We start from the raw sequence: 18537 nt of genomic DNA on the forward strand, positions 1-18537 counted from the left end.
CACCATTATTAGCAAGCGGATAATTCAGTAATTAGTCAATTTAATCTTCTGAAATATTCACTGCTGCTAAAAAGTTTGACCCAATTAGGTAATCATTTTTATTCGGAATATTCTCTAAACTTAAAATCACGGTTGAAATCCTTTTTTGTTGAGTAGTTTTTATAGGTTTAATGTCAATATATACCTCTTTGTTTCCAGGTGGAATCGTGATAAAATTAGAGATTTTTTGATAATCAACTCCATTTTTTGCTGTGCCTCTAATTGTGTATTTAACTTGTAAATCCTGACTGATATCACCTGTACGATTGATGCGGAAATGCCCAGAATGATCAGATTTAGAGGTATACAATTTAGCTGCTACTATTTCCACAATTGTAGGGTTGCTACGAGTAAATTGTAAATCAACATATTGGTTTTTTAGCTCAAAGTTTGCATCTGTGGGATTGGTAATTAGTTTTTCGTTAACATACATATTATCAAAGTTGATATTGCTAATATTTATTTCTCGATTATGTCCTTGAAATATTGATGGTTCTCTGCCAAGATCATCAACTTTTAAGTTATAAAAATAAATATTTTTAATATACCCTAAAGTATTTAGCGTGGATGTAGGTTCCCAATTAGCTTTGATGATATGCCACTGAAATAGTGAAGATGAGGCATCTCCTTTTTTTTGGCTAACTATTTCTTCTACTCTAATATTCTTAAAATAAATATTTTCAAAGTTTGCCCCTGTCACTGGCCAAAATCCTGATAATTCACCTGCAAAAACTACATCTATATTTTCATAGGTAATGTTGCGAATAACATCTTGTTCTACTGTCGTCCCAATTTTAAAGATGCCACCAGAATAGTAATTGTAAAAAACCGAATTTCTGACATTAATATTCTCGTTATTTGTGATGCTTCTTAATTTGCTACCGCCATGAGAAGTAGCATCATCTGTACCTTTATAGAGTACATTATCAATGGTGATATTTCTTGATGACCAAAAACCAAAGCCATCTGTGTTCGCAAAAATAGGTTCAGGATTAGCCAAAATTTTCACATTGTAAAATGTACAATTATCTGTGTAACCCATCCAAACATTTGCTACAGCCGCATCTATAAATAGAATATCCTCAACACTAATATTATTAGTATTAACCAACTGAATTAAACTGTACCATCCCCCTCTTGGTCGCCAATAAGATCCATTTCCATACAGTAATCCACGTCCCATAATTTTAACGTTGCTAACATTCTCTAAATGCAAGACTCCACGACCATAGGAGGGATTGATCTCTTTTGTTGCCAATAAAACTGATCCACCTGCTAAATACATGGTCATGTTACTTTTGAGATTAAGTTGCTGAGTTTTATAAACTCCTGGAGGAATATAAAGAATTCCTTTGCGAGCAGAAACTTCGTCAATTGCTTGTTGAATTTTATCAGTAACATCATTTACACCTGTATTATCTACGCCATAATTCATGAGGTTAATGACGTTAGGATTACTTTGATCAGGTTTCTGATTTTCTAATGGGTCTGCAAAAATATACAATTCCTCACTCACTCCATTGATTTTATGAAGAATCAGTTTTCTCGGAGTTTGCAGAGAAAAAGAAATTTTATTGCTGTTATGACGTGATGAAATATTGGCACTTTTGGGGCTAAGGGTATAGCTTTTGATTGGTTGTTTATAGCTGATATTAATGTCTGCTATGCCAGCAAAAGCAAAGTGAACATAACTAATGGAGTTGTATTTATGAACGAAGATTGGTTGACCGTTAACTGTAACTTGATAGCTACTGCTTTTTTTGGCAATTTTAGGTGTAGAGTATACTTCCAAAATCCTGGGCTGACTAATAACTGGAGAAGTATTTCCGGCTATTAATGATAATGTTACACCGCCAAAAGTTAATAAGTAAATAACGTGGCGACGTTTAACTAAACTATGCTGCTGATTGGGAATTTTCATATTTTTGAAGTTTATAAAGGATATAGATCATGACTCCTATACTAATAATGAGTTGGGTAATTGATCCCAATAAAAGGGCTACTGCTCCCCCCAATAAACCTAATTTTGGTAATAACCAAAAACAAGCTATTCCGGAGATGCTTGCTACAGTCATAAACAAAGGCATTTGAATCCGAAAGTATCGTGCTGCGGTCATTCCATAGCCCAAAAATGATGACATATAGTTAATTCCTGCAACAACCATCAAGCAAACAAATAACGTTGTTTGTTCTCCATATTCAGGTTTATATAACAGTGTTAAAATGGATCGCCCACCGATAACGGCTATTAAGACACCTATTCCACCTAGTGCAGCCGCAATTCCCAGCAGTTTCATCAAAAGAGTACGGAAAGCTAGGCGATCGCCTTCTGCATAATATTTGGCAAGTTTGGGATTAGCTGACTCTCCCAGGGCATTAATGAGCATTCCACCTGCTACCATCAAGTAGGCTAAAGCAGCAAAGATTCCTAATTCTCTCTCTCCTAAATATCGCTCAATAAAATAACGGGGAATATTGGCATTAAATGAAATTAACATCATCACAAATCCCAAGGGTAAACTGAGCCATAAAAGCTTTACTAGGGTTTGCAAATGCCAACGGGGTTGTAATTCTGACCTCTGCTTCACTATTATTAAAGCATTACGAATATCATAGCTAAATAACACCACAATCCAAGCAAAAACCAACCCTAATACCCCCCAAAAAACCCGTCTAGATAGATATACGCCAATGCCTAATAGTAGTAATGATAGAACTCCTTTAATTATCAAGGATATGGCAATTCTATCCATCTGTTCATGCTGCTGAATTAGCGCACAAAATATATCACTAATAGACTCAAATGCCTTGGCTAATCCTATTAAGAAAATAACTAAAGATGTCTCTGTCTCATATCCACCAGAGAAGCTAATGAATGTAATAATTAGAAGTGCTAAACCTGTGGATATTAGTCTCAATCCCAAGTAATCACTAAACAAAAACTGTTGTTTAACATCTGTTACTTGGACAACTCGTAGTTGGAGATTTGTAAACATCATTATCGGTGCTGTTACCGCTAAACCCAAGGTAAACTGCCCTACCATCTCTGGACTACCAAGTTTAGCTAAAACTACTAACATTCCCCATTGGCAACCTGAATAAACAAAATTACCAACAAAAGTCCAAGAGAAATTGCGCCGTAGGGTTGGTTTATTTTCTAGCATTGGCTTTAGTCATATTCTTGACTTGTTTATGTTGTGCCATGCCAAATACAAATACTATTTGATAACCATCTACACAGGCTATCCATTTACCATTATCAAGTTGATGAGGATCAATATTGTGCATTCCCATTTTATTCCAACCATAACCACTGGCTTTAATAATTGGATTATCAACAATTGCCTTTTCTTGATAATTAGTAGTTGTCAAATTGGTAATTTCATAAGCACGCACCTGATTACCATAATTACCTTCAACATCTTGGGTATAACGGAAAATTTTACCATTCCAAACTAATACTCTACCTCCCGGTCTGGATGTATTTAAGTTTTCTTCTATTAGAGGGATTTGGGGATGCTGAATCCAATTTCCCATTAATTCATCAGCATAGTAAAGATGCAGAGTATTTCCTTGGGGTGATGTTGTAAATATCCACCATTTCTCATCGAAATTAAAAATCGAAGAATCTACATAATTATCACCTTCTAGTAATGTTTTGACTAATGTCCATTGAGTTGGAAATTCAACGGCTTTGTATAACCGAACCGAATTCGCTTCATAACTTTCTGGAATCATATAGTATTCATCTTTGACTTTGAATACATAAGGGTAAGACAAGTGAAAGTTTTCCTTGATGACTATTTGTTGATAATTCCAGTTAAATCCATTATTACTAGTTGCTAGTCCTATTTCTCCTCGATTATTTACATCATTTAAAACTTCAAAAAACATATACCAAGTCCCATTTTCATAAACCATAAATGGATCAGCTACAAATTTGGCTGTTATATCAGTAACATCTTTAGCTGTTAGAACTGGATTCTGGATATTTTCTGGAGAACTTAACTTAAATGGTGATTCACCTGTATAAATTCCTATTGACCAATCCTGCTTTCTTCTCACAAAAGTTTTTGCTATTTTTTGGAGAAAAGATTCCGTTTTATTGCTATTTTTTAATTCCATATTCTCTATTAATGTTTATCAAGTTTATGAAGGCAAAATCCAAACATTTGATATATTTACGCGCTCTTTTTTTCGATATTTGTTAGAACATTTACTTGTATATTCGATCCGTGATTAGCATATTTGGCGGATTCTAAGGCACTGCTTTCTTCTGGGAATTTTGGTTTATAACCTGCTACTAATTGTGACAGTAAAAAGATAATAGAATGGGTATCATTTTTAGCTGCAACTCCTAACAATCTTTCTACAGTAATATCCAAGTAACTAGGGATAATCTGACTGGCATTTTTCACAACTAACAGTTTTTCATGTTCAGTTTTTTCATACTCTTCTCCTTCAATAAACAATTCTTCAAACAGCTTTTCTCCTGGTCTTAACCCTGTAAATACGATGTCAATATCTTTATTAACTTCATATCCTGAAAGATGAATCAGTTCTTTTGCTAAGTCTACAATTTTTACTGGTTCACCCATATTGAGCATTAGAACTTCACCACTACGACCAAGAACAGATGCTTGTAAAACTAGTTGAACTGCTTCTGGTATAGTCATGAAATAACGACAAATATCGGGATGAGTAACTGTAATTGGTCCACCTGCTAAAATTTGTTTTTGAAAAGTAGGAACTACGCTACCACGACTTCCTAAAACGTTACCAAAACGCACAGCAACGTAGGATTTACCACTTTCTCTTGCAGCTTGTAAAACTAACATTTCGGCTACTCTTTTACTAGCACCCATAACGTTCGTAGGATTGACTGCTTTATCTGTGGAAATCATTACAAAATGTTCTACATCATATTGCAGTGCTACTTGTAATAAATTCCTTGTACCAATCACATTGTTAGTAATTGCTTCTGCGGGATTTAATTCCATCAAGGGAACGTGCTTATGAGCCGCAGCATGGAAAATTACATCTGGTTTAAATCTTTCAAATGCGTGTTCTAGTCTCGATTGCACTCGAATATCAGCAATGAATGTATAAATCTGCGGAATATTTATGGCTGATTTACCGTTGTTTTTGAGTGTTTGGATCAGTTGTTCTAGTTCTTGTTGAATATTAAACACAGAGTTTTCTCCATGTCCAATTAGGATGATTTTCGCTGGGTGACAACGGAAAATTTGCCGACATAGTTCACTACCAATTGATCCACCTGAACCTGTAATTAATACTGTTTTATTTTTGAGAAATTTGGAGACTCTTTCTCTTTCTATCTGAATTGGTTCACGTCTGAGTAAATCTTCAATTTTAATGTCTCTTACACTATCTAATTTGATGCGACCATTCAATATTTCATATACTCCTGGTAATGTGCTAGGTTGCACTCCATTAGTTTGACAAATATCGACAATTTCTCTAATTACTTTTCCAGAAGCTGTGGGCATGGCAATGATAACTTTCTGGATTTTTAGTTTTTTGATAATCTCGGATATTTGATAGCGATCGCCTAATACAGGAATTCCTCTTAAATGTATTTGCTTTTTTTTGATATCGTCGTCAATAAATCCTACAGGATAAACCCCAAATTGAGGATTTCTTTGCATATCTTCTACAAGAGAAACTCCCGCATTACCCGCACCAATAATCAAGACTCTTTCTTTATTTTGAACTATTTCTTGCCGATGATTTAACCTTTCTACAACTCGAAAACTAAACCGTAATACAATCACAAAAATACAGGATAGCAATCCCTCCAGAATTGGTAGTGATTGTGGTAACTTATCTAATGGAAAATTGAATGTTTTATATAATATATTAAACAACGTTGTTTGGATAACTATTATCCCCATCATCAACGTGACTATATATATTACTTCCTCAATACTTGCGTATCTCCAATAGCGTCTATAAAATTTACCGCATGACAGGACAATTAGTTTAATTACTAAAAACAAAATTGTCGCAATTCCTAATTGTGAAATATATTCCTGTAAATTTAGATTACCGTCTAAACGCAAGAACAATGCTAACAATGGTGTGATGGTAAAAATAATGATGTCACAAATAAACCAATGTCTATTTCTAACTTTACTTAATTGAATTGATAAATTACTAACTATTTTTTGAATAGTGAAATGAGAAGCGAAAAATATGATATTCATATCCGTATCTCCAGGAAAATTTGCAGAAGCTTTCACTGGATAAACACCTGGAACTTTAATTAAAAACTAGAAGGGCAAGGGAACAGAAAGAGAGTTTTGGTTTCTTCACATACCTTTAAATTTTTCTGTTCATCTACTTAACTCTATAGAATGATTGAGTCTGTTTTCATGTCATTAACCTGTAAAGGGGAATCCAGAAATTATTTGTGTCAAATCATATAGCATCAATAACTGATCAATGAAAATATATCCTACTTCTGGGGTGATAATTTGCAATAATCTATCTTCATTAATCACATCACAGTGCTATATTATTTATATTTACTAAGCAAACATGAACATTAATTTATGGGTTATTATTTTTTGTCTTGAACTATAAACTTTTTATCAGGTTTTCACTTGTTAAGTAACGCCAGTTTGACATAATTCCTAATCAAAATAAAATAATAGCAGCAAACATAGTATTTACACTATATCTGCTGCTTTACTATCTTGTAATCAAGCTAGATTTTTGCTTGTAAAGACTTTAGTAATTCCGTATTTACACCCGATTCACGAGTCAGAGAGATTTTACCTGTTCGAGCAATTTCTCTCAGTCCAAATTTTTGTAGAACTTGAACTATAGCTACCATTTTACCAGGATCGCCAACAACTTCTAAAGTTAAAGAATCTTCAGCTACATCAACAATTCGCGCTCGGAAAATCTGAGACAATTCAATAATTTCTGAACGATTATTGCTAGTAGCATTTACTTTAAGAAGCATCAATTCTCTTTCTACACAAGGGATTTCTGTAATATCTTGCACTTTGAGAACATTAACTAACTTATATAGTTGTTTGGTAAGTTGCTCAATAATGCGATCGTCACCAGGTACAACCATAGTAATCCGAGATACCCCTCCCTGTTCCGCTGGTCCAACAGCAAGGCTTTCAATATTAAAACCCCGACGAGCAAATAAACTGGAAATGCGGGATAGAACTCCCGCTTCATCTTCAACGATAACTGACAGCGTATGTTTCATCTTCGACTAAAAAAGCATGGCATGAACGCAGACCGGCACTCATGACTGCGAAGCTAGTTTTTACCACGCTGAATTGTCGGTCTGAATTCTTATTCTAAACTTAATCGTTACAGAAATATCCGGCAAGCGTAAAGCTCAGTCACTTTAGTGCTGAGATACAAGCGACACGGGCAGTTCGGCAAGCTCACTGACCACGGTTTTAACTGCCTTCAATCTTACACGTTCGTTTTGCCACAGTCTAGCCTTATATCAACTACCTTGACAGTTTTACGCCAGGGGTAATAGTATAAGAGTGAAGGGAAGGTAAGAACAATGCTAGTTTTTGAGTTTAAAGTTTACGGAAAATCAGTTCAGTTAACAGCAATAGATGATGCAATTCGGACTGCTCAATTCGTTCGCAATAGCTGTATTCGGCTATGGATGGATGTTCAGGGAACAGGCAAAAACGACTTGCAGAAATACTGCGCTGTATTAGCTGCTAATTTTCCGTTCGCTAATGAACTTAATTCGATGGCACGACAAGCGAGTGCTGAAAGAGCATGGTCTTCCATTGCCCGTTTTTATGATAATTGCAAGAAGAATATTCCTGGCTTAAAGGGATATCCTCAATTCCAAAAAGATTGTCGTTCTGTTGAATACAAAACATCTGGATGGCAACTTGCGGATGATCGTAAATCTATTACTTTTACCGATAAAAAAGGTATCGGTAGGCTAAAGATCAAGGGAACTCGTGATTTGCATTTCTATCAAATCAATCAAATCAAACGAGTTAGATTAGTTAAACGGGCTGACGGTTATTATTGTCAATTTTGCATTGATGTTAACCGCCAAGAAAATATAGAACCAACAGGAAATACAATTGGATTAGATGTAGGTTTGAAAGAATACTACACCGATTCCAATGGCGTAATAGTGGAGAATCCTAAGTTTCTTCGTGAAGGAGAAAAGGTTCTTAAACGTTCTCAACGCCGTGTTTCCAGAAAAGTTAAAGGGTCAAAGAATAGAGGCAAAGCTAGACAGATTTTAGGGAAACGCCATCTCAAAATAAGTAGGAAACGTAAAGACCATGCTGTGAAATTAGCACGGTGCGTAGTTCAGTCAAACGACTTGATATCCTATGAAGATTTGAGAATTAAAAATCTGGTAAAAAATCATTGTTTAGCTAAGTCAATAAACGACGCATCTTGGTATCAGTTTCGTGTCTGGCTTGAATATTTTGGAAAAGTATTTAAGAGAGTCACGGTTGCAGTTAATCCGCAATACACGAGTCAAGAATGCTCTAGCTGTGGTGAAATCGTCAAAAAAACTCTATCCACCAGAACCCACGCTTGCAAGTGTGGTTGTGTAATGGATAGAGATGAAAACGCAGCTAGAAATATCCTAAGTCGAGGATTGGGTACGGTAGGGCATACCGGAACTTTTGCGCTAGACGCAAGCAACGCTTTAGGAGATAAGGCCTCTACTTGTGCCGGAGAAATCCTGTATGAGCAAGTCATATCGTCGATCAAAGAATCTCAGTGTCTTTATATCTGAGAGTGTCAATTATGAAAATTATCTCTTTTCGGATAGATGCAGCCGTTGGCTTAAGAGCTTATATTATTTAATAAAAGTGAACATTGAGGGGAATGAAGTATTTATGAGTTGGTTAAAAAGACTTTTTGGCTTAGAACAATCGAAAAGCAACCAAGTTAATCCTACTGCTAATAATGATACGACCACACAAACAATACCTCCAGAACGCATGGGATTAAATGGAGAATATGACCAAAGTGGTTTAGCCAAGCGGGTAGCATTAGCATTTGATCAAGATCCTCAGCTTAATGATATTGATACTCTATGGGTTGCTCAAACGGGTAGCACTGTGGTATTAAAAGGTAAAGTTCCTAGTCAAGATATTCTCAACAAGATGGTTTCCGTTGCTAATACTGTCAATGGCAGTAGCAACATTGATACTACAGCAGTCAGTATTAGTTAAATTTAGACAAGCAGGTTATTAACCCAATCTAAAATTGCTTGGTTAACTTGTGCTGGTGATTCATCATGGGGACAATGACCGACATCTTCTAGATATAGTAACTGTAGTTTTTCGTTGTAGCGGACAAATTGATGCGCTAGTGTGGGGGGAACAAATCTATCTTTTTGTCCCCACATTAATAGCATCGGAATTGTTAAGTTTGGTAAAATCTTCTTGACACTAGGACTAAAGTTTACTCCTGTTGTTGCCTTAAATAAAGCTCTAAAAGCACGAGCAGATCCTCTATCCTGGGGGGGTCCAGCCAAAATATCTATAAGTTCATCTGTAATAGCCTCTGGATTAGCGTAAGCTAAACTAGCCCAACGGCGCAGGAGACTGGGACGACGCACAAAATAAAATATCGGTTTCAATATCAATCTTGAGGTAAATATAGTTTTGATCCCCCTAACGAGAGGTTGTAAGACAGTAGGAATCATTTCTTGTTCGAGTGTGGGATCTGGTAAACTCATCATCACTATGCCCTTTACCATGTCAGGATGGGTAGCGGCTGCGACTAGAGAAATTAGTGAACCAATGGAATTACCTACTAAAATTACTGGTTCACGAATAAAGGTTTTCCAAAAGTCGTAAACTTGTTCTACCCAGAGTTCTACGTTGTAGCTAGTTGCAGCTTTTTCGGAAGCACCAAAACCAATCATGTCTAAAGCATAGACGGTGTGATATTCACCTAAAACTTCTAAATTGTGTCGCCAATGACCAATGGAAGCGCCAAATCCGTGTAATAAAATTAAAGGTGTTGTTTTTAGATGATTAGTGGCGGGACGAATGTAAGTATAACGGGTTTGCCAACCACGCCACACCCAGTCCCTTTGATTACCCACTCGGTGCTGCCAATGTATTGTGGTTGTCACATTTCCCCCTCGCTGATTAGCTAGTTTTTGTAGGTTGGCTTCGTGCGACAGCGCAACCTAACAAAAGTCCGTAAATTTTGGGTAACAAGAGCGTCAACCCAACCTACCTGATTTTATGTTTTTAGCTTTGTTCCTGATTTACTAAAATGTTACATTATATTTGATTCACTTCAATGTCTAGTTAATTTTGCTATGCTAGAAATACCCTTATAGATATCTGATATCTATAACTAATGTAGAGAAATTATCTCGAAGTGAGTAGAATAACAAATATATACGTCACCTACCCTAGAGATGGATACTCGTTTTTCGATTCTGAGTTATTGTTGTATTTTGCCTTGATTGGCATAGCAAACACCAAGACCAACCCAAATTCTTAACTAAAGAGCTGCCACTAATCATAATGCCTGTGATTGAGAAAAAAAGAACTCGCGATCTGCCCCAAATTAACGAACGGATTCGCTTCCCGAAAATTCGGGTGATTGACACTGATGGCGCACAACTGGGAATCATCACTCCCCAAGAAGCCATACAATTAGCAGAAGAAAAGGAATTAGACCTAGTGCTAATCAGTGACAAGGCTGATCCGCCAGTATGTCGAATCATGGACTATGGGAAATATAAGTTTGAGCAGGAGAAAAAGGCGCGGGAAGCCCGGAAGAAGCAGCACACGGCTGATGTGAAAGAAGTGAAGATGCGCTATAAAATAGAAGAGCATGACTATAATGTGCGCGTCAAGCAAGCTGAACGCTTCCTGAAGGATGGCGATAAAGTTAAGGCTACTGTGATGTTCCGAGGTCGGGAAATTCAACACAGTGACTTGGCAGAAACTCTGCTCAAGCGAATGGCTACGGATCTAGAGCCTTTTGGTGAAGTACAGCAATCACCAAAGAAAGAAGGAAGAAATATGATGATGCTTATTTCACCCAAAAAATAATCTTGTCAATAAACTGGTGATGAATGCTGTATAAATTGGGTAATAATTTTACCTAAGATTGAGATCAGAGGATTTTTCCATCCCCTCAGCGTTCATCAGTGCTATATTCTTGTAAATTTATTTCAAAGTGATAGTCCTGACGGCTGAGTGGGAAAGATAAGACTCAGTTGTTCAGGACTTTTGCTATGGGAAAAATCTGATGATGATTCTTCCTTTCTGACATTTGTTACTGTCTTTCATTAAACTGAAAGTGTAAAAGTCTTTTTCCTCTGTCCTTATCCTGACTAAAGTATAGTTATTTCTACCTAATTAACTCAGAAAATCAAACTACATGGAATTGAAAAATCAAGGGTTTAATGCCAATCGAGGCTTTCTGTCCCGATTGCTTCAGTGGGTGAATCTCCGTCCGGAAGAAGTTGAACGGACTTGGATGATGTTTGCCTTCTACACAACTGTGGCTGTAGGATTACGATGGGCAGAAGATAGCACTGTAGCCCTATTTTTAGATCAATATGGAGCGGGACAATTACCTTGGATTTATATTGCTAGTGCTGCTCTGGGTGCAGGATTAGTAGGTTTATTTTCTTGGTTGCAAAGGATTTTCCCTCTGCGTTGGGTGATTGTAGGGATTGTCCCTTGTATGATCGTGCCTTTATTTTTATTAGTATTATTGCGGTGGGGAATAAGTATTCCGTCCGTATCTATGATAATTATTTTTCTACTGCGATTGTGGGTAGATGCTTGTTATGTAGTTACTGATCTCAATGCTTCCATTGTTGCTAATCAACTATTCAATATTCGGGAAATTAAGCGGACTTACCCACTAGTTAGTAGTGGTTTGTTGGTAGCAGATGTAATCAGCGGTTTTAGTTTACCTTGGTTAGTGAAAATAATGTCACTGAATCAGGTGATCATTATGGCTTGTTTGGTGGTTCTTTGTGGTTCAGTAATTTTATTTCTTTTAACTTATAAATATCGTGGCGCTTTTCCTAGTAAGCCTCAAAGGGATATTCCCGAAGAACAAGGTTCTCGCCATCGTCGCTTGCAAACTCCTTTGAAACGTTATGTCTGGTATTTATTTATTTTTGTAGCTCTGTTGCAAGTCATGGGCTTGTTAATAGATTTTCAATATTTGAGAGAACTAAATTCTAATTTTGGTAATCAGGACTTAGCGAGTTTTTTGGGGCTGTTTGGTGGCATTGTGGGGGTATGTGAATTATTTACCCAATGGTTTGTTTCTAGTCGGTTAATTGAGAAGATTGGGGTATTTTCGACAGCAGCACTTTTACCAATCACTGTAGGATTTTTATTACCATCAGCGATCGCTCTTTTGAGTTTCTTTCCTGCTATTCAAGCACAAACAGTATTCTGGGGCTTAGTCAGCTTGAAGTTCTGTGATGAACTCCTCCGTTATACCTTTGTTGTCAGTAGTGGACCCGTCTTATATCAACCCATTCCCGAAGAAATTCGCAGTTGGATACAAACATTATCCGGTGGTACAGCCGAAGCAATCTCATCTGGTTTAACGGGGATAGCAATTTTTATCACTTTGTTTTTTGTCGAACAATATGTGCCTACATCCTTACAAAAATGGGTGTTTGTGGGAGAAACAGTGATTATCGCCGCCAGTTGTTTAAAAGTAGTTTGGGAATTGCGATCGCGCTACGTTGATCTATTAGTATTAAGCGCCGAAAGAGGCGAAGTCAGTGCTGCTACCGTCGGTTTACGAGTATTTCAACAAGGGGTAGTCAAAGCCTTAGTAGAAACAGGCAACGCAGCCGATAAAGGCGCTTGTGTCGAACTTTTAGCCCAAATTGATCTCCAGGGAGCAGCCCAGGTTTTAGCCCCCTTACTTGGACAATTACCACCAGATTTACAATCTAAAAGCCTAGAAGTCATGCTGTTAGCAGGTGCAAACCCAGCCTATACGAATGCAGTTAGCCCCCTATTAGAACAATCCCCAGAAGCATTTGAACCGGAAGTGTTTGCCCTCGCTTTGCGCTACATTTGGTTAGCTGATCCTAATCCTGATTTGAGTCTCTTAGAAAAATACCTACACCCCCAACATCATTCCCTAATTCGAGCTACCGCTGCCGCCTTACTTCTGCGTCAAGGAACAACTCAGCAAAGAATAGCAGCCACCGATACTATGCGAGGAATGCTGACTCATCCTCAAGAGCAAGAACGGATCAATGCGGTCAAAGCTTTCCGCGAATCTGTAGATTTACAAGAACTACAAATATATATCCCCAACTTATTAAAAGATCAATCATTGCGGGTGCGTTGCGCCGTCTTAGAAATGATCGCTGCAACTAGATTAGAAGAATACTATCCGACACTATTAGCAGCCCTATATTACAAATCTACCCGCACTACCGCCATCCGTTCCTTAGTGCGATTGGAGAATGAAGGACTCCATTTGTTATTACAATTAGCAACAAATATTTATAAACCCGAAGTAGTGCGAATGCACGCTTGGCGGACAATTGCCCAAATCGGTACTGTAGAAGCACAGGAAAGTTTATGGCTGAATTTGGATACATCTTGGGGTAGTACCAGGGAATATATTCTCCGTAGCTTAATCAAAATCCTCCAACAGTCAGAAAACAATCATGTTGGCGATAAATTGGATGAAACGAGGATAGAAGCTTTAATTAAAGAAGAAGTGCGATTTTTAGGAGAAATCTATGCTGCTTATATAGATTTAGAAATGATCAATTCCCTAGATCATCATCATTCCCATGAAAGACTAATTGCCATTGGTGAATTATTGCAAACCGCACTATTAGAAGTAGAAATTGACGTTAAAGATCGCTTACTATTACTACTAAAATTACTTTATTCTCCCGCGAAGATCCAAGCGGCATCCTTAAACCTTCAATCTGAGTCAGTGGTAAGTTTATCCAGAGGTTTAGAAATCTTAGATCACACAGTGAAGTTAGCATCTAAATCAATTTTACTACATATTTTAGACCGCCGTTCTCCATACGAAAAACTCCAGTATCTTATAGACAATGGGATTGTGGAACGTGAAAAAAGACCAGGAATAAATGAGCAAGAATCCACGATTATTGCTAATCGTCTTCGTAAGTTAATTATGCTCGGTAACTTGCTTTCTGATTGGTGTTTGGCTTGTTGTTTTCATTTTGCCCAAGCGGCTCATATCCGAGTGAGTTCTGATGAAATTGTGGCAACTTTGCGTCATCCTACAGGCTTTGTTCGGGAAGCAGCTATTTCCTATCTGAGTGTTGTTTCTGGACAGGTTATCCAAGAAATTCTTCCCTACTTAAAAACAGATCCACATCCTTTAGTTGCGGCTCAAGTTCAGGAATTAATGAAAAAATCGGGGCGTTGCTGATTAAGAGTATGATTTTGTTTCACGCAGAGGCGCAGAGGTGCAGAGAGTAAGAGTTTGAAATCATTGATTTTTCAATTTTATCCCCTAATATGGCTATCGCCACGCAGGCTATCAGCAATGCCCAGATTTTTAGTGTGACACTTACTCAAAACGGTAATTGCGATTTCTAATGGATAAACCCAAAGGAATAGCATTACCTTGAGGATCTACTTTTACTCGGACGAATATTGGTTGTTGTCTACTATTTCTATTTCTATTGCTATTTCTGTTTCCCTGGAATTGTGCCAGATCATTATTAATTTGCTGTCTTTGTTCGTCAGAAATGAAATAGTTGTCCAAACCATAATTAACCAAGCCATCTTGATAATTACCTTTTAAGGCTACCTGATTATTAGGAAGAGTATTAGGACGATTACTGCTTACCCGTACAGGTTGCCAAGACTGAAGTTCACTTCTATCAAAAGATTGTCGTTCTTGCAAAATTAGGTATAAGGTACTTCCCTGAATAATTTGTCTATTTCTGCGGGAATTTCTCTGTAACCATTCATTCCAACCTCTTACTCTTCTCAAAGTTTCGGGACGGGAAATATTATAATCCAAGTTTAATGAAGAACCCCGTAACACATCATTAGAATTTGCAGATGTAGTTTGCAAAATTACTGTTTTACCAGTGACATCTGTGTACATTGCTTGGACAGGTACAGCGAGAATCAAACCTACCTGGACTATTAAAGGGGCAATTAATCGCCAAATTGGTAAAGGTTTATTAGCCTTTTGTTCTGTAGCAATTAGATAATCCCGAAAGGTCAACTTTTCGGAAAATTCCATTTCGGGAGTTAAGGTTCTTTTTGATTCAGGGGAGTCACTTTTCATGTGATTAATTTAGTAATTGGTAAGGAGGTAATAACCCAAGTTGCTAGTTATAGTCATGATGATTTAGGGAGTGCTGGGTAAAATAAATAGTAGGGGCGAAGCATTCGGGCGATAACCTATTCTTCAAACCATTGATTTTCCGTCCGAATGCTTCGCCCGTACAACTCCTAGATTATTACCCGTAACTTGGGTTAATAGATAATAGGAAAAAATACTTTTCCCATTACCTCGGATTTTTTGATAGGAATTTATACGCAGAGATTTATATAGAAAGAATTCAGAATCATTTATAGATGTAGCAATATCCGTTAGAGTATCACCAAATAACTGATTTTAACAACTGAATTCTCTTTCATGAATATGTCTTCATTTTAGTCGAAATTGCTCTATTACTTTTTATTACTCCCTCCGCTATTTCCACTATTTCCACTATTTCCGCTATTTCCACTATTTCCGCTACCACCGCTATTTCCGCTACCACCGCTGTTTCCACTACCACCGCTATTCCAACTACCACCACTATTACTAGTTTTAGAAGTAGTAAAACGACGTTCAAACCAAAGTCCGGCTGCAATTAGGGAATAACCGCAAATACCAAATACTAAAGCTCGGAAAAGGACATCAGTGTTATACTCTAAAACCCGGCTGATAATTTGCAGGGTGAATAATAGCATACCACACCAAAAAGAGGTTCTATTCCGTAACTTTAATCCCTCTTGAACTAATCCCCAGGCTAATATCGCTAACAAAACATTGAAGATAAAAATGCCTAGTTCTGTAATTCTGGTGATAGCTTGATGCCAAAAGGGAGTAATCAGAATGAATCCCAAAAAAGTAGTAATGATGCCAAGTGTGAAAAATACTTCCCGACGGAGAGGACTGTTGCTATGACGGATGAGAAACAACGATTGCAACACTGCTAAACCACTGAGAATCCCTAAATCAATGATTGGCAAAGACCGGAATACACTTGATAAATTGTTAGATTGAGAATAGCTGAAATCTACAGCTTGCCATTGCCAACGGAAAGACAGAAGATAAAAAACTACCCCAAAACAGATCAAGCCTAAATTCCGGGCTAGGGGTTGAAACAATCTGTAATTAACTGTGGGGAAAAGTAAATCGTCATAACTCCAAAGTAAGGCGGCTGGAAGGGCTAAAGCAAAGGAAGCTATCCATGGCACGACATCAGAAAATGTCAACAGTGGCAAAGGTCTGAGGTTATATTGCAAAGATACAGTAAATGCTACAACCCCTAGTCCAAAAATCCACCGGGATCTGCAAATATAAGCTAGGGGGACAAACAGTAACCATGATAATAAGGGCATATGGCGCACAGCTAACCGCGCCCAAGTCACTTCCCCAGAACCAGACCATAAATCACCAATTCCTATCCAATAGCCAATTTGGATGAGGACAATGGCCATAATTCCCAAAGAGTTGAGGGAAAGACTATAAGCCATGACTAACACTCCAAACCCCCAAGCTAAAAATAACTCGGAAGCTGAACCGCTAATATTGAATATTTGTGCCATCAACAGTAAAGTTGCCCCTAAAATGAAAGCACTGAGAATTAATAATGCTTCCCCGATTGCCCGTTTACCCTTTTGAGACTTTTTACCTTGATTTGTGATCATGGTTGGTTCTCTCCAGGTTAAAAAACCAGTAATGGCGGTGGAGAGAAATAAACTCATTAACAAGATAAACTTGACTTCCCGTGACCAACCTTGCCAATTTGCGCCCACTAAGGTCATTAAACCTAACCCTAAAAGTAAGCCACCGATGACAATAGCGATCGCACCAAAACTCTCACGGGTAGACTCTTCTATGTTATTAAATTGATGACGCTTGGCTATTTGGTCATACTGGGAAGAACTAATAATTCCTTCATCTCGCCAACGTTGTGCTTCTTGGCGCAGTTTTTGCAGAAAATTGTTAAATATCATGACCTCTCCGGTACAAAAGACTTTTAAACCCGTTTCCTGATCCTTCCCGTTCCCTGCTATATCAAAATAAGGTTAGCTTCTAGCCACAAGCCGTACTGGACGCGCTTTACAAACGCCATCTGAATATTCAATTTTTTAGGGTGGTCATTGTCTTTTCAGTATGCAGCCAAATATATTGATTGCATTGTTCTTCTGTAACACTTTCTCTGCTGACTTAATTTTGTGAAAATTAATATGGAAAAAGCTTCTAATTTATTGCTTAAAGTTACCCGTCGGTTATTTACAAATGTAGATGAACAAACAAAGTTTATTGATGCTTTAGTTCATCCCCAACCTTTTGCACCTTGTATTCTCTGGTGTCAAGATAAACCAGATATTTCGCCTTTTGCTGTGGAAATGCCAACACTTTGGCAACCGCATTTTGTAGATAGGTTATCTGTGGGAGAAAAACCTGGTAAACATCTTTTACATCAACAAGGATCTTTTTATTGTTTAGATTTTTCTTCGGTATTTTCTGCTTCTGTTTTGTTGGCTATTCCAGAATCAATATCTGTTGTTTTTGATATGTGTGCTGCCCCTGGTGGTAAAAGTGTGTTTGCTTGGAGGGCTTTACAACCTGATTTATTAATTAGTAATGAGGTGATTGGGAAACGGTTGGGAATGCTAATTTCTAATTTAAAACGTTGCCAAATTAAACCCAGTGGGGTAGTAAATAGAGATTCTAGTATTTTTGCGGAATTGTTACCGGCTTCGAGTAATTTAGTCATGGTTGATGCCCCTTGTACTGGGCAATCTTTATTAGCTAAGGGTGAGAAAGCACCGGGATGTTTTCACTCAACTTCAATTAATAAAAGTGCCAATCGCCAAAAAAGAATTATTGCTAATTCTGCCCAAATGGTTGCCCCTCAAGGTTATTTGGCTTATATGACTTGTACTTATTCCCCGGAAGAAAATGAGCAGGTTTGTGAATGGTTTTTAGAACGATTTCCTGATTTTCAAGCGGTGGAAGTTGGTCATTTATCTGCCTATCAATCTCATTTAACTAGTATTCCTTGTTATCGGATGTTTCCTCAAGATAGGTTGGGTGCTGGTGCTTTTACGGTGCTGTTTAAAAATACGGTGGAAGGTGATGTTAAGGGGATTGATTTAGAGGATCTTTCTGCTATGTGGAGATATCAGAATATGTAATATACCTCTTCTATCAAAGGGGGTAAACCTTAATTTTTTGTAGTTTCTAATCTTTAAGATT

Annotated in this window: 14 protein-coding genes; 5 read left to right on the forward strand and 9 right to left on the reverse strand. The window is 37.5% G+C overall.

Translation table 11 applies throughout. The features are described 5' to 3' along the window. Positions 1 to 40: 40 nt before the first annotated feature. The 6 genes from FJR04_RS06395 to ilvN form a co-directional block, all read right to left on the reverse strand. Positions 41 to 1960 carry a glycosyl hydrolase family 28 protein gene (locus FJR04_RS06395; RefSeq protein ID WP_168492822.1) on the reverse strand — a complete coding sequence of 640 codons (1920 nt, stop codon included), beginning with the start codon at positions 1958 to 1960 and terminating at the stop codon, positions 41 to 43. Then, entirely contained in the window at positions 1935 to 3203 is a 1269-nt protein-coding gene (locus FJR04_RS06400; RefSeq protein ID WP_168492824.1) for an oligosaccharide flippase family protein, read from the reverse strand. Before FJR04_RS06400 ends, FJR04_RS06395 begins: the two co-directional genes overlap by 26 nt. After that, positions 3190 to 4164: a hypothetical protein gene (locus FJR04_RS06405; RefSeq protein ID WP_168492826.1), complete on the reverse strand. Its 975-nt coding sequence runs from the start codon at positions 4162 to 4164 to the stop codon at positions 3190 to 3192. The genes FJR04_RS06400 and FJR04_RS06405 overlap by 14 nt, the downstream gene beginning before the upstream one ends. A 56-nt stretch (positions 4165 to 4220) precedes the next feature. Continuing rightward, complete coding sequence (locus FJR04_RS06410) at positions 4221 to 6266, reverse strand: nucleoside-diphosphate sugar epimerase/dehydratase (RefSeq protein ID WP_168492828.1); 2046 nt, start codon at positions 6264 to 6266, stop codon at positions 4221 to 4223. Between the two features lie 174 nt (positions 6267 to 6440). Then, the gene (locus tag FJR04_RS26445) at positions 6441 to 6563 is read right to left on the reverse strand and encodes a hypothetical protein (protein WP_256366788.1); all 123 of its coding nucleotides are present in this window, start codon (positions 6561 to 6563) and stop codon (positions 6441 to 6443) included. Between the two features lie 206 nt (positions 6564 to 6769). After that, positions 6770 to 7288: an acetolactate synthase small subunit gene (gene ilvN, locus FJR04_RS06415; protein ID WP_168492837.1), complete on the reverse strand. Its 519-nt coding sequence runs from the start codon at positions 7286 to 7288 to the stop codon at positions 6770 to 6772. Positions 7289 to 7600: 312 nt separating this feature from the next. Between ilvN and FJR04_RS06420 the strand changes: the two genes are divergently transcribed. Then, complete coding sequence (locus FJR04_RS06420) at positions 7601 to 8821, forward strand: RNA-guided endonuclease TnpB family protein (RefSeq protein WP_168492839.1); 1221 nt, start codon at positions 7601 to 7603, stop codon at positions 8819 to 8821. Positions 8822 to 8924: 103 nt separating this feature from the next. Then, positions 8925 to 9263: a BON domain-containing protein gene (locus FJR04_RS06425; protein ID WP_168492841.1), complete on the forward strand. Its 339-nt coding sequence runs from the start codon at positions 8925 to 8927 to the stop codon at positions 9261 to 9263. 2 nt (positions 9264 to 9265) lie between these two features. Here the strand turns inward: FJR04_RS06425 and FJR04_RS06430 are convergent, their stop codons facing one another. Next, positions 9266 to 10174 (reverse strand): alpha/beta fold hydrolase, encoded by a 909-nt coding sequence (locus tag FJR04_RS06430; RefSeq protein WP_168492843.1) that lies wholly within the window; start codon positions 10172 to 10174, stop codon positions 9266 to 9268. 403 nt (positions 10175 to 10577) lie between these two features. On the opposite strand from FJR04_RS06430, the gene infC reads away from it, so the two are divergent. Together infC and FJR04_RS06440 are read left to right on the forward strand one after the other, a co-directional pair. Then, the gene (gene infC, locus FJR04_RS06435) at positions 10578 to 11111 is read left to right on the forward strand and encodes a translation initiation factor IF-3 (RefSeq protein WP_168492845.1); all 534 of its coding nucleotides are present in this window, start codon (positions 10578 to 10580) and stop codon (positions 11109 to 11111) included. Between the two features lie 331 nt (positions 11112 to 11442). After that, entirely contained in the window at positions 11443 to 14469 is a 3027-nt protein-coding gene (locus tag FJR04_RS06440) for an Npt1/Npt2 family nucleotide transporter (protein ID WP_168492847.1), read from the forward strand. 141 nt (positions 14470 to 14610) lie between these two features. Here FJR04_RS06440 and FJR04_RS06445 read toward each other — a convergent pair whose 3' ends face one another. Next, on the reverse strand, positions 14611 to 15342 hold the full coding sequence (locus FJR04_RS06445; protein ID WP_168492849.1) for a GDYXXLXY domain-containing protein: 732 nt from the start codon (positions 15340 to 15342) through the stop codon (positions 14611 to 14613). Positions 15343 to 15731: 389 nt separating this feature from the next. Next, positions 15732 to 17288 carry a DUF2157 domain-containing protein gene (locus FJR04_RS06450; RefSeq protein WP_174763510.1) on the reverse strand — a complete coding sequence of 519 codons (1557 nt, stop codon included), beginning with the start codon at positions 17286 to 17288 and terminating at the stop codon, positions 15732 to 15734. A gap of 234 nt (positions 17289 to 17522) precedes the next feature. Between FJR04_RS06450 and FJR04_RS06455 the strand changes: the two genes are divergently transcribed. Next, positions 17523 to 18476 (forward strand): RsmB/NOP family class I SAM-dependent RNA methyltransferase, encoded by a 954-nt coding sequence (locus tag FJR04_RS06455; RefSeq protein ID WP_168492851.1) that lies wholly within the window; start codon positions 17523 to 17525, stop codon positions 18474 to 18476. The last annotated feature ends 61 nt before the right edge of the window (positions 18477 to 18537 follow it).

It is taken from the genome of Anabaena sp. UHCC 0204, from assembly GCF_009711975.1.
Lineage (GTDB): Bacteria > Cyanobacteriota > Cyanobacteriia > Cyanobacteriales > Nostocaceae > Dolichospermum.

Bases quoted from the DNA above. Each gene is read 5' to 3' on its own strand.
- FJR04_RS06395 (WP_168492822.1), bottom strand. From the start codon at position 1,960: ATGAAAATTCCCAATCAGCAGCATAGTTTAGTTAAACGTCGCCACGTT.
- FJR04_RS06400 (WP_168492824.1), bottom strand. From the start codon at position 3,203: ATGCTAGAAAATAAACCAACCCTACGGCGCAATTTCTCTTGGACTTTT.
- FJR04_RS06405 (WP_168492826.1), bottom strand. From the start codon at position 4,164: ATGGAATTAAAAAATAGCAATAAAACGGAATCTTTTCTCCAAAAAATA.
- FJR04_RS06410 (WP_168492828.1), bottom strand. From the start codon at position 6,266: ATGAATATCATATTTTTCGCTTCTCATTTCACTATTCAAAAAATAGTT.
- ilvN (WP_168492837.1), bottom strand. From the start codon at position 7,288: ATGAAACATACGCTGTCAGTTATCGTTGAAGATGAAGCGGGAGTTCTA.
- FJR04_RS06420 (WP_168492839.1), top strand. From the start codon at position 7,601: ATGCTAGTTTTTGAGTTTAAAGTTTACGGAAAATCAGTTCAGTTAACA.
- FJR04_RS06425 (WP_168492841.1), top strand. From the start codon at position 8,925: ATGAGTTGGTTAAAAAGACTTTTTGGCTTAGAACAATCGAAAAGCAAC.
- infC (WP_168492845.1), top strand. From the start codon at position 10,578: ATGCCTGTGATTGAGAAAAAAAGAACTCGCGATCTGCCCCAAATTAAC.
- FJR04_RS06440 (WP_168492847.1), top strand. From the start codon at position 11,443: ATGGAATTGAAAAATCAAGGGTTTAATGCCAATCGAGGCTTTCTGTCC.
- FJR04_RS06445 (WP_168492849.1), bottom strand. From the start codon at position 15,342: ATGAAAAGTGACTCCCCTGAATCAAAAAGAACCTTAACTCCCGAAATG.
- FJR04_RS06450 (WP_174763510.1), bottom strand. From the start codon at position 17,288: ATGATATTTAACAATTTTCTGCAAAAACTGCGCCAAGAAGCACAACGT.
- FJR04_RS06455 (WP_168492851.1), top strand. From the start codon at position 17,523: ATGGAAAAAGCTTCTAATTTATTGCTTAAAGTTACCCGTCGGTTATTT.